Origin of the sequence: Bacillus sp. JCM 19034, from assembly GCF_001310635.1 — a bacterium.
Taxonomy (GTDB): Bacteria; Bacillota; Bacilli; order Bacillales; family Bacillaceae_D; genus Halalkalibacter.
Genome location: NZ_BAXR01000002.1, coordinates 446383 through 458210, shown reverse-complemented (window position 1 = coordinate 458210; position 11828 = coordinate 446383). Strand labels below are relative to the sequence as shown.

Annotated in this window: 11 protein-coding genes and 2 pseudogenes; 5 read left to right on the top strand and 8 right to left on the bottom strand. The window is 37.0% G+C overall.

Translation table 11 applies throughout. The features are described from left to right. Positions 1-8: 8 nt before the first annotated feature. The 8 genes and pseudogenes from argB to ctaG form a co-directional block, all read right to left on the bottom strand. Positions 9-787: pseudogene (gene argB, locus JCM19034_RS05740) on the bottom strand (acetylglutamate kinase). A gap of 27 nt (positions 788-814) precedes the next feature. Continuing rightward, entirely contained in the window at positions 815-2047 is a 1233-nt protein-coding gene (gene argJ / locus JCM19034_RS05735; RefSeq protein WP_062047996.1) for a bifunctional glutamate N-acetyltransferase/amino-acid acetyltransferase ArgJ, read from the bottom strand. A gap of 15 nt (positions 2048-2062) precedes the next feature. Beyond that, positions 2063-3100 carry an N-acetyl-gamma-glutamyl-phosphate reductase gene (argC, locus tag JCM19034_RS05730; protein ID WP_062047994.1) on the bottom strand — a complete coding sequence of 346 codons (1038 nt, stop codon included), beginning with the start codon at positions 3098-3100 and terminating at the stop codon, positions 2063-2065. Between the two features lie 210 nt (positions 3101-3310). Beyond that, positions 3311-3628, bottom strand: coding sequence for a redoxin domain-containing protein (locus tag JCM19034_RS05725; RefSeq protein ID WP_062047992.1), 318 nt, complete (start codon positions 3626-3628; stop codon positions 3311-3313). A 12-nt stretch (positions 3629-3640) separates the two neighbouring features. After that, positions 3641-3823: a hypothetical protein gene (locus tag JCM19034_RS05720; protein WP_062047990.1), complete on the bottom strand. Its 183-nt coding sequence runs from the start codon at positions 3821-3823 to the stop codon at positions 3641-3643. A 137-nt stretch (positions 3824-3960) separates the two neighbouring features. Then, positions 3961-4559: pseudogene (locus tag JCM19034_RS05715) on the bottom strand (SCO family protein). Between the two features lie 19 nt (positions 4560-4578). Next, positions 4579-4827, bottom strand: coding sequence for a cytochrome c oxidase assembly protein (locus tag JCM19034_RS24645; protein WP_370621821.1), 249 nt, complete (start codon positions 4825-4827; stop codon positions 4579-4581). Then, on the bottom strand, positions 4740-5495 hold the full coding sequence (gene ctaG / locus JCM19034_RS05710; RefSeq protein ID WP_370621820.1) for a cytochrome c oxidase assembly factor CtaG: 756 nt from the start codon (positions 5493-5495) through the stop codon (positions 4740-4742). The genes JCM19034_RS24645 and ctaG overlap by 88 nt, the downstream gene beginning before the upstream one ends. A 239-nt stretch (positions 5496-5734) precedes the next feature. Between ctaG and JCM19034_RS05705 the strand changes: the two genes are divergently transcribed. The 5 genes from JCM19034_RS05705 to JCM19034_RS22890 all read left to right on the top strand — a co-directional run bounded on the left by JCM19034_RS05705 (position 5735) and on the right by JCM19034_RS22890 (position 11811). Further along, positions 5735-6547, top strand: a complete 813-nt coding sequence (locus JCM19034_RS05705; RefSeq protein WP_062048145.1) for a Cof-type HAD-IIB family hydrolase — start codon at positions 5735-5737, stop codon at positions 6545-6547. Positions 6548-6847: 300 nt separating this feature from the next. Further along, positions 6848-7447, top strand: a complete 600-nt coding sequence (locus JCM19034_RS05700; RefSeq protein ID WP_062047989.1) for a hypothetical protein — start codon at positions 6848-6850, stop codon at positions 7445-7447. Between the two features lie 167 nt (positions 7448-7614). Beyond that, a complete protein-coding gene (locus JCM19034_RS05695; protein ID WP_062047987.1) occupies positions 7615-8847 on the top strand; it encodes a hypothetical protein in 1233 nt (410 codons plus the stop codon). After that, on the top strand, positions 8837-9964 hold the full coding sequence (locus tag JCM19034_RS22895) for a hypothetical protein (RefSeq protein ID WP_231686819.1): 1128 nt from the start codon (positions 8837-8839) through the stop codon (positions 9962-9964). Before JCM19034_RS05695 ends, JCM19034_RS22895 begins: the two co-directional genes overlap by 11 nt. Beyond that, complete coding sequence (locus tag JCM19034_RS22890) at positions 9964-11811, top strand: DEAD/DEAH box helicase (protein ID WP_231686818.1); 1848 nt, start codon at positions 9964-9966, stop codon at positions 11809-11811. Before JCM19034_RS22895 ends, JCM19034_RS22890 begins: the two co-directional genes overlap by 1 nt. Positions 11812-11828 lie beyond the last annotated feature (17 nt).

Genomic DNA, 11828 nt, shown 5'->3' with positions numbered 1-11828 from the left:
CCTCCTTTTTATACGTGAAATTGTACAGGCGATTTTGTTATAACGGTTCCTTTAATTGATCCATCTTCTTTTACAGTCGTATTTTTGCCGTTCATAATCATCACTGAATCAACATCTGATAAAGAAGCTAATGCTGCTTTTACTTTCGGGATCATCCCACCATAAATGACTCCATCCATTATTAACGTTTCAATTTCTTCTGCTGTAATAGCTTGTAAGCATTCCCCATCTTTTAAAATTCCATCAACATCTGTTACAAACACAAGCTGGTCAGCTTGCATAGCTTTTGCAATTGCCCCAGCAGCACTATCAGCATTTACATTGTAATGTAAGCCCAATCGATTAATACCGATAGGAGCAATTACAGGAATCATCTCCTGATCTAATATCGAGTTTAATAGACTGCTATTAATCGAAGTCGGTTCTCCTACATATCCGAACATATCTTCATTAATTGGCTCAACTTCAATAAGTTTGCCATCACAGCCAGATAATCCAACAGCAAGCCCACCTGCTAATTGAATATTCGTTACAAGTTGCTTATTTACTTTTCCACAAAGCACCATCTCGCAGTCTCTAATACATCTTCTGTCGTTTTACGTAAGCCGTCAACAAATTCAGACTTGATTTCAAGCTTTTGTAATAGCTGATTAATCATCGGACCGCCACCATGTACGATAATCGGAAACTTTCCGTCCTGTTTCAATTGAATCACACTTTTAAAAAAATCGTTAGACAGCTCAGCAATTGTACTACCACCACATTTTATGACTACAATTTCTTTCAAGACTAGTCAACTCCTCAGTTCATTCACTTAAGTCCGATAGCCAGCATTAATTCGCACATAATCATATGAAAGGTCACAACCCCATGCCTTACCGTTGCCTTCACCTAAATGTAGGTCAACATCAATCGTAATCGTATCATTTTCTTCTAAATATGCCTTAGCCTTTTCCTCTGAAAAGCGAATAGGCTGGCTATTTTCAAGGGTTTGAATAGGTCCTATCGCAATGTCAATCGTTTCTGGATTAATTTCACAACCACTATAGCCAATTGCACAAATGATCCGTCCCCAATTCGCATCTGTCCCGTAAACAGCTGATTTTACAAGATCTGAGCCGACAACCTTTTTGGCAATTTTTCCAGCATCTTCGTTTGTTAATGCCCCTTTTACACAAACTTCAATGAGTTTAGTTGCCCCTTCTCCATCACGAGCAATTTGCTGTGCTAATGATTGGCATGTTAATGTTAATGCTTGATAAAAGCCTACCCAATCTGGATGGTGTGGAGTTAGTTTCTCGTGGTCAGCTAAACCTGAAGCCATAACAACGACCATATCATTCGTTGATGTATCTCCATCTACTGTAATTTGATTAAAGGTGTTATTCGTAATATCAGTTAATGCTTGCTGCAAGACGCTTGAATCAATAACAGCGTCAGTTGTCACAAATGATAGCATTGTCGCCATTTGCGGATTAATCATTCCCGAACCTTTTGCTACTCCACCAACGGTTACCACTTCGCCATTAATAACGGTTTGAAAGCAGGCTTTTTTGTTGACAGTATCGGTTGTTAAAATCGCCTGATTAAATGCCTCGGCTCCATCATAGGTCGCTGATGGCTGCAATTGTTCAATTCCTGAAAGTAGCTTATCCATATCCAAATATTCACCAATCACACCTGTTGAAGTTACCGCTACATAATGCTCTGCTAAGTTAAAATGATTAGCTCCTTGCTTTCTCATCGCATAAGCATCAGCAAGGCCTCTTGCCCCTGTACAGGCATTTGCATTACCACTATTTACAACAAGAGCTTGTAGTTTACCTTCTTTTGCTAAACTCTCCTTCGTTACTTTCAGAGGAGCTGCTTGAATTCGGTTTGTCGTATAAACAGCAGCTGCTGAAGCTGGAACAGAGCATACAATCGCTCCAAGGTCAAATCGCTTTCTTTTCATTCCGGTATGAATTCCAGTAGCAGCAAATCCCTTAGGAGACACGATGCTCCCCTGCTCTACTTCGACTACTGAATTTGTTGCTATTTCTTCCATGCTGCTCCACCTTTCCTACGGATACATTGGAACGTTATTCAATGACGTTCCTTCCTCAAATCCATTCATTACATTAAAGTTTTGAATTGCTTGCCCTGAGGCACCCTTTACAATATTATCAATGACAGAAACAATCGTAATTCGTCCTGTTCGTTCATCATATGTTAATCCGATATCACAATAATTGCTTCCATAAACTTCTTTCGTAGCTGGGAATTGCCCCTCTGGTCGAATCCGAACAAAAAGTTCATCTCGATATACTTCCTTGTATAATTCTCGAAGTTCTTTTTCAGACATTTCCTTTTTTGCATTCATATACATCGTTGACATAATTCCTCTTACCATCGGAACTAAATGAGGTTGAAATGTAACCGCAGCTGCATCCTCATTCCAGATTCGTAGCTGTTGTTCAATTTCTGGGACATGTTTATGTTGATTGATTTGATAAATTTTGAAATTTTCGCTCATTTCACTATAATGTGTCATCATACTAGCTGAACGGCCAGCACCTGAAGTTCCCGATTTCGCATCAATAATAATCGATCGAACGTCAATTAATCCTTCTTTCACAACTGGAGCTAATCCTAATAACGTTGCAGTCGGATAGCAGCCAGGATTGGCAATGAGTCTCGCTTTTTGTATCTGCTCACGATTCCATTCTGTTAACCCGTACACTGCTTCTTGTAGCAATTCCTCGGATGCAGCCTCACGTTTATACCATTTCGTATACGTTTTTGGACTGTTTAAACGAAGATCACCTGACAAATCAATCACTTGACAGTTTGACTCAAGTATCGCTATTGACCATTTAGACGATACGCCTGGTGGTGTCGCTAAAAAGACCGTATCAACTTCTTCATTTAAGCTATCCGTCGTTAATGCTTTTAGCGGCTTTTCATAAATCTTCGCAAGGTGAGGATATGTTTCATGTATATTCATACCTTCTTTTGAAGAAGTGTATAATACAATATCTGATATGTGAGGATGATGGTTAAGTAATCGAAGCAATTCAGCTCCACCATATCCAGTTGCACCAACAATACCAACTCTCATCCTAATCTCTCCCTAATTCCGTTTTCTCTCTTCTTTTGTCTTGCTACTCATTATATATATGTATAAAAATAAATTCAACTGTATTTTTAAAACTTCTTTATTTTTCTGAAATAACGTATGATTCTCAAAATAAAAAAGTGCCTATTTTATAAAATTCAAACAAAAAACAAGCACTAATAGAGGTCTCACCTCATACCAGTGCTTGTTTACTTATGGCATATTTTCAAATTGCTCATAAATTAAATTAGCAGTTGCTTCTATTTGCTCGCCCCACATATCATTTTGCTGATGGTAAATATACGCACCATCTTTATCTAAAATACTAAATCCTCGATACGACATCTCACTATTCATCATGTTAACATGCTCTAGCGTTTCAAACGTTTCATCAGATAAAAACGTAAATGTAAATGAGCCTGCTTCTTTTAACATTAAGGAGTTTTCCGGAGTATCAACACTAATGGCATAAATATCAGCATCCAAATCTGAAAATAATCCTAAATTCTCTTGCAACTGAACTAGTTGCATTTGGCAAAGGCCTCAACCAACCTCTGTAAAATGAAATAAGATCGTTGCACGCTCTTTATTTACTAGCGTTACTTCATTTCCTTGTTCATCTTTAACTACTAAATCACTATCTGGTAGCTCCCCTGAAGCATTAGAACAGCCACTAATGATCAAAACAATTAGTATAAATAAAGCCCAATAATTCTTCCGAATCATAAACTCACCTCTTTTTCTATCAAGTCTTTTAAACTCGGTCTAGTTTACATACATTCATTATAATAAGCCATTTATTTGCTTACCATTTTAGTAGTAAAAAATCTCTTTACCTCCATAGCCGAAAAAACTGTTTAAGTTTATTTAATCGTATTTTTTAAATCAGAAATAATAGATTCTTGGTCCGTTGAATAACCATCATACGTACGAATCATTAGTCCTTCAGGGTCAATTAAATAAAAATAAGTTGGATGCATAATATCGTCCTCTGTTGGTTGAACGACCGCTTTAAAACTATCTCGAGCAAATTGAGAAATCTCATCTTCATTATAACCAGTTATAAAATGCCAAGATTCTAAATCTGCCCCCACATTCTGTCCATACGCCTTTAATATATCAGGAGTGTCTCTTTCTGGGTCAACGGTAAATGATATAAAGGTTACCGGAATATTAGCAGCAATCATTTCTTTTTGTAAGTTAAGCATATTAGGTGTCATGATTGGACAGACTGAGGACAATTCGTAAAAATAAAATTTGCCATCCAATATTGTCCTGATAACTGTTCCGTTCCGAACGGTTCACCTAATTCATTTGTAAATTCAAATGGTTCAATGACATTTCCAGCTGCTGACACATCTGCATTAGAGTTTGTTTCTTCTCCATTTGTACCAATTTCGTACATCCATCCACACCCCGTCAATAAGGCAATCATGACGATGTAGAAAACTATTTTTTTCATATTTAACACCTCACCTCTCTTACGGTCTTGCAGTAGGAGCATCACTTATTGTTAACTTCCCATCCTGTTGTTTCTCTTTGGCTAACCATTGCTTAAATACGAATCCAATGGCAATTCCATACACAAGCTCTTGGAATACTTTCATCATCACTCCAGCTAATTGCTGATCAGTACGTGGTTCTAAAAATGCAAATGAGCTTGGTCCAATAAAAAGCTCAGTTGGAATACTAGCTCCTGCTGGTAGCAATAAGCCATAACGTTTGCCCATACAAGTGGATCTGTATACGTGCTATACATCGCCGAACTAGCAAAAATAATTAATGCACAAGCTGGTGTAATTAAAAGCCCATTACCGAAAATATACCCAATTCTTTTTAAATCAGATAATGGTGTCATAACAGGTAAAGGCGTTAGCATAAACCACCACATTAAAAAGGACGCAAAAAGCAATGCGTATTCATACATGCTATGCAAAATAGCTGATTGCATTAACGTATCAAACATAAGTGGTACGTGATAAAAAGAAAATAAACCATTGAATAAAAACAAAGCGACAATGGGACTCCATACTATTTTAAATAAACGAATAGTAAAAGGATTACGGTATTTATTTATAACAGCATGCAAAAACCATTTCGGTATACCTAACAAGAAAAGAGGCACTGCAATAAAATAGGCAAACACCATTTGTAACATGTGAAAGCTAATCATCAAATGCCCTGTAATATAAAGCGGGCTCCCCCAACCTAAATACAATGCAAACAAACCTAGGAAAAAAAACACTTTCTGTCTCGTTTTTACCGGTTCTGAATTTGTAAAGCGACTACGCCAACTCGTAACGAGTAACATATATAATAAACCAACGAAAGCTAGTCCAACGAATAACTCCGGTGTCCACATGACACGAATACTAAATGTATCGAATAACGAAGTCATACTCTCACCCCTTATTAGGATATCAGTCATACTCAATTAGTTATATCCTTACACGTATCATACCATAACTTCCTTCATTATAATTTGAACGAATTAAGACAAAAATGATTGATGATTTTTTATTCTGTTTAAACGATAATTGCATACAATATGTTAAAATAAGGAGTCGTTACATGTAGTTGCTTCTAAGTAAAGACGATTTCTTCGTCTTACTTATTTCAATTCGAAAGGAAGATAGGATGAGCTATAATCAACATTTAATTGTCTTAGATCTTGACGGTACACTATTAAAGGATGATAAAACGATTTCCGATTTCACTAAACAAGTATTGTCTAAAGCTCGTCAACACGGACATCTCGTTATGATTGCAACCGGGAGACCATATCGTGCAAGTAGAGCTTATTATGATGAACTTAATTTAAATACAGCCATTGTAAATTTTAATGGTGCCTTTGTTCATCACCCGAAAGATAAGAGCTTTGGGCTGTTCCACCATCCTTTAGATCTAGAAACTGCCAAAACGATTATTAAAACATGTCAAGCATTCAATGTCAGCAATATTATGGTTGAAGTTCTAGATGATTTTTACCTTCATTCTTTTGATCAAGTCATCGTTGATGAATTTCTTGCAGGACAAAACCCAATTGAACATGGTAATTTACTTAAGCAATTACAAACTGACCCTACAAGTATTCTTGTGCATCCTGAGGAGCACCATGTTCAAGAGCTTCGCCACCTTCTAGAAGACGCCCATGCGGAAGTCATTGAACAACGGATGTGGGGAGCACCATGGAACATCATTGAGATTATTCGCTCCGGTATAAACAAAGCGATCGGCATTCAAAAAGCTGCAGAATATTACAATATCCCGAAAGAACGAATTATTGCTTTTGGTGATGAAGATAATGATTTGGAAATGATTGAATATGCAGGACAAGGGGTGGCGATGTCCAATGCCATTGAACCTCTTAAATCGATCGCAAATGCAGTTACTTCATCTAATGAGGAAGATGGCATCGGTTTATATTTAGAAGAAGCTCTTAAGCTTTAACTTCTAAAACAGGTTCGTCAATGCGTCGGCTAAACCATCCATTGGTAGGTCATTCTTCAAGTGTAACGAGTGGAGTCGACGCTTTTCCATTTCCATGAAGCAACTAACATCTCCGTTAATTGTCCACTTTTAACAAATAAACGTGAAAATGTATACGTTTACAAATTTGTGACTAACCAAATTGGTTTCCCACCCAAATTCAATAGAAAGTAGGCGATTCACTTCTTTTTTCCCTATAGTCTTCATATGATATAGCAATCTAATTGAATACGATGTAGGCGTCAAAGGAGCGTGCATGTCATGAGAAATTCTTTTATCGATGTAGAATTTACGAATATCCAAATTAAGTTATCCAAACCTGCTCTACATCAATTTATTAAAAGAATGATGAATGAACACTATTCCCTTTATTGGCGATATGATTCCAAGACTATTTATCTCATGATCGAACGTGATGAGTCTGTTCATGAACTTCCCTTTTTACGCAATACAGAGTTCTTAACTCTTTCAGCAGAATCACTCTATATTAATGATGAAGGCTTGGCTAGTGCACTAGAAAGTCTCCTCCAACATGAAAAAGGAACTGGGATTGTTAAGCGTTCGACAGATGGCCCACTTTATATTATTTCATATCAGTCCGGTGATATTGAATCAATGATTGAAATTGATGGGAGTGAGAAGGTAATGATGAATCAAAATGGATCTATGATTCATTACAAGGGAAATGATAAGTCCTTGAATGCTAAAACGATTTACAATGTTATGAACCTTGAAATTGATTATGTACTAATGGAATTACATGAGGCAATGAAATGTTCCAATAAAGAGATGGTCGAAGTTCATAAGCGTAAGTTAAAACAATTACTGTCCAGACGTGAACAAGTCGAGCAACTACTCTAACGTTTAAAACCTCATTCGTTTCATCGCAAGCACTAAAAGGGTGCTTGCATTTTTTAAGCAAAATCCTCTGTTAGCCTTCTTATCATGACTACTCTTACTCACACCTTTCTTTCTTTCAACAGAAACGATACAATGTAAGAATGGACTCATTGAAGAGGTGACGAACATTGATTCATTCTTACACGTTGAATGAAACTGATTTTCCACAATTGAAAGTCATGGTTGAAGAAATGTACGATCAATTAACAGCAACTCGATATGTAACAAATCGTTCACTAGAAACGTTAGTGCAAGACACCGTCCGAACGATCAGCCATTCAAATTGGAGGCCTAAATGGTTAGTAATTATTTATATAATTGATTCACTATCGAAATCCTCACACGCTGACAACACATATGAATTATATGAACGAAGATTTCATTTTGTGTTTGAAGCACTATTTCAAGCTTTATTCGAAAATGAAGAATTAAAAAATGATTGTTTAATGAAAATTACTGAACTAATAATAGAACAAGCAACGTTTGAGCAATCTCCTTGGCCGGGATTAATACAGGTACATGCTGATTGTCTGCAACAGAGTCAATATGAATACATTTATGAGGCCTTATCACATGTTGATAAAACGAATTCTTATTCATTCGCACTTTTGTACGCATACATTGCATTAATAAACGGTCATGAAGATAAATCGTTACATCACTTATTACAGCATAAGCACACGATAATTGAGCGAGACATTTATCCACATTTTTCTATATTAAAACAGCGGGAGCGTTGGCTTACAATTGAGCGATGGTTTATGAGTCTATTTATAAAACACAGACCATCTTATGGTTCATTGCAACCAATATGGGAAGAACAACAGGCCTTCCATGCAAAAACAACGAAAGATCAGGATAAAGTCTGGAATCGTTGGCTCATGACGCCAAATTTCCAGCGCTTCCTTCACCTGAGTCAACATTTAACCCCGGAGGAAAAAGAGGTGAGAGCGTTGACTTTATTAAATGAATTGGAAAACCACCTATACCATGTAGACTCTGCTAAAGCATACGAACAGTTGCTTTTATATACAAAACAATATGAGAGAGCACAAGAATATTTGCTTCTTCATGAACTGGACCCAGTGAAAATGCGCGCTGAAAAAAAGGAATTATTGGATATGCTCAAAAAGGAAAGTCCCAAATTAGCGATCTCTATCTATCACCAGCTTATTATTCGACTAGTTGAACGGAAATCTAGAATCCATTACCAGCACGCTGCATTGACTGTAGTAGAACTTCAAAAGTTATATGGAAAGCTTCATGAAGAAGAACGATTTCATTCCTATCTAATTCGACTAAAAAAGCAATACCGAACGTACAAAGCGTTCATTGAGGAGTTGAAGGCATTTGAACTCTAATTGTATTATTCATGGAAGTTGGATAGAGCAATCATTTTTTATATGGGGTGAATGCTCTCCAACGTCACGTTTCGAACAAAAGGGGAACTTCCAATACCCTTTTTTATATTCACCCTTTGAGTTAAAACTACGTCTTTTTCGCAAAGACCCTATTTCCTTTTATGGAACCTTTATTGAAGAAGGAAGAGGTGTTTTGAAAGCACCAATTAAAGAAAGGCGATATCAGTCCTTTGCAGGTGAAGCAACGATTTATCAAGCAACAACAGCAATGAAGGAATACCCTTTTCCAATTGAAGGATTATGTTTATCGATCGAATCTCTACTTTCCTATATATCGCTATTTAAGTGTTGGCATGATGACGATGCTATCATACTAGCTCCAGATTTCAAATGCTGGTTCGAACTATTTACATTTGTCAAAAAGATGATCCAGCAAGGTTATTTTGAGCCAACTACTGAGGGGACCTGGCAATTAACTCAGTTTCCACTGACAAAATGGTATAACTCTTTGCCAAAGGCTGCTAAAGCAGTTTATCCAGTTCGTTCACACATTAGTATAAATGATGAAGGAATGACGCTTGCCAATTTTGAAGCAATGATTCAGAAATTAACTGATCACTGGATTCGTTCAATTATACAGAAAAAGGACATCACTCCTTTATTTCATCATTGGTTAGCAACGGTAGATGATCCAATTAAGCAAACAGTGAAAACGTTGCAAACAGACAAAAAGCATTCAGCAAAAATGCCTGTACAAGAATTTAATATAACAGCAGGAATTACTGCTTCAAAGCCATTTCGTTCAGGTCTTGTACTTGAAGAACCAAAAACGGAAGACGAAGCTTGGACGATTTCTCTTTGTATGGTTGATCGTAAGCATACGAACCGGGTCATTAAGATGGAACAACTCCAATTAGGAGAACACCCTTGGCATGAAAACCCAATTGCCCAATTAAAAGAAGATGTCCAAAATCTTAGGGAACAAATTCCTTTATTAAAACCTTTACGCATTTCCTCCCCCTCACTATCTTTAACGTCAGAGGAAACATTCGACCTATTTATGAACGAGGATGAGGTCATGCGTAAGTTAGGATTTCATTTAATTATCCCAAAGTGATGAGTGAACGTCCAAAACCAAAAATAACTCTCATGCTTGAAAGCAATCAGCAACAATCACCTACAGAGCCTTTATTAAATTGGCAAAGTGTTGCCTCCTTTTCTTATCAGGTTGCTCTTGGTGATGAGCTAATTAATGAAGAACAATTTGAACGATTTGTCGAAGAACAAAAGCCTTTTATTTTTATGAATGGTCAGTGGATTGCATGGGACCGTTCTCTAGGGGATAAGTTATTAACGAACTTAGAATATATGAAGCAGCGCACTTCATATTTAGAAGCATGGAAGCTAGAACAGACAAACCATTTAGACGAGTACCTCGATGATATGGATGTTGAGCTTGACATTGCTTGGCAAGAAAACCTTAAGCTGGGCTTAGAACAACTCTATACACAAAATCCACCCGAAGTTAAATTGCCTAAACAGTTAAAAGGAGAGCTTCGTCCTTATCAGCATCAGGGTGTTTCTTGGCTCATCCATTTACGTCATATTGGTTTTGGTGGTTGTTTAGCCGATGATATGGGGTTAGGGAAATCAATCCAAACAATAGCATATATGCTACATATTATTGAACGACAACAGAAAGAAGATATGGAACGAAAGCCGTTTTTACTCGTTTGCCCAACGTCACTTTTACAAAATTGGGTAGACGAATGCCAACGGTTTGCACCTTCTTTATCTATCTTCATACACCATGGTTCAAATCGCTTGATTGATGTTGAGGGTGTAATGAAATTTGATTTGATTATTACGACATATCAGCTAATCGTAAAAGATCAATCATTCTTTAATGAAATTGAATGGAATAGCCTCATTTTAGATGAAGCACAACATATTAAAAATATTGAAACGAAACAAAGGAGAGCGGTTAAACGTATTAATGCTGTTCATCGAATTGCGTTAACGGGTACACCAATAGAAAACCGATTACGAGAATTATGGTCTTTACTTGATGTTTTGAATCCTTCATTCCTAGGCTCTTATTCATCTTTCCAAGCTACTTTTATGAAGCCTATAGAACAGGATCAAAATCAAGAACAATTACGTAAATTACAAGCTCTCATTCGCCCATTTTTACTTAGAAGAACAAAAGCTGATAAAGCACTCGCTTTAAATCTTCCAGAGAAAAACGAAAAGGTACACGAAGTCTATTTAAGTGTGGAACAAGCAAGCCTTTATCAAGCCGTTGTAGAAGAAGCGGTATCCTATTTAAATGAAGCCCCAGCACTAGAGCGGCGTGCACATATATTGCAAACCTTAACGAAGCTGAAGCAAATTTGTAACCACCCTGCCCACTTTTTGAAAGAGAAATTATCAGGACATCAATCAGGAAAATGGGATCGCTTGGTTACACTAATAGAAGAAATGTATGACCAACAAGAAAAGGTCCTTATTTTCACTCAATACAAAGAAATGGGGCAATTAATTGTTGATGAGCTAACGAATCGCTACAGTCAAGACGTTCCTTTTTTACATGGCGGCTTATCACGAACGAAACGCACAGAAGCCATAAATACATTCCAGAAAAATAGTCAAACTCCATTTTTTGTATTGTCGTTAAAAGCCGGTGGAGTTGGGTTGAATTTAACTGCTGCTTCTCACGTTATCCATTTTGACCGATGGTGGAACCCCGCTGTTGAAAACCAAGCAACTGACCGTGCGTACCGAATCGGACAAACAAAGGATGTTACGGTTCATAAGTTAATTACGAAAGGAACATTGGAAGAAAGAATTGACCGATTATTAACTCAAAAACAACAGCTTGCCAACCACATACTCGCAGCTGGAGAGCAACGAATTACTGAACTTTCAAATGAGGAAATTATGGAGCTCATTAAGCTTACATAAAAAAACTTTAGGAGGAT

Coding starts and splice junctions, on each gene's coding strand:
- JCM19034_RS24645 (WP_370621821.1), bottom strand. CDS start 4,827: ATGGGCAAACGTTATGGCTTATTGCTACCAGCAGGAGCTAGTATTCCA.
- JCM19034_RS05720 (WP_062047990.1), bottom strand. CDS start 3,823: ATGATTCGGAAGAATTATTGGGCTTTATTTATACTAATTGTTTTGATC.
- JCM19034_RS22890 (WP_231686818.1), top strand. CDS start 9,964: ATGAGTGAACGTCCAAAACCAAAAATAACTCTCATGCTTGAAAGCAAT.
- argC (WP_062047994.1), bottom strand. CDS start 3,100: ATGAGAGTTGGTATTGTTGGTGCAACTGGATATGGTGGAGCTGAATTG.
- argJ (WP_062047996.1), bottom strand. CDS start 2,047: ATGGAAGAAATAGCAACAAATTCAGTAGTCGAAGTAGAGCAGGGGAGC.
- ctaG (WP_370621820.1), bottom strand. CDS start 5,495: ATGACTTCGTTATTCGATACATTTAGTATTCGTGTCATGTGGACACCG.
- JCM19034_RS05725 (WP_062047992.1), bottom strand. CDS start 3,628: ATGCAACTAGTTCAGTTGCAAGAGAATTTAGGATTATTTTCAGATTTG.
- JCM19034_RS05700 (WP_062047989.1), top strand. CDS start 6,848: ATGAGAAATTCTTTTATCGATGTAGAATTTACGAATATCCAAATTAAG.
- JCM19034_RS05705 (WP_062048145.1), top strand. CDS start 5,735: ATGAGCTATAATCAACATTTAATTGTCTTAGATCTTGACGGTACACTA.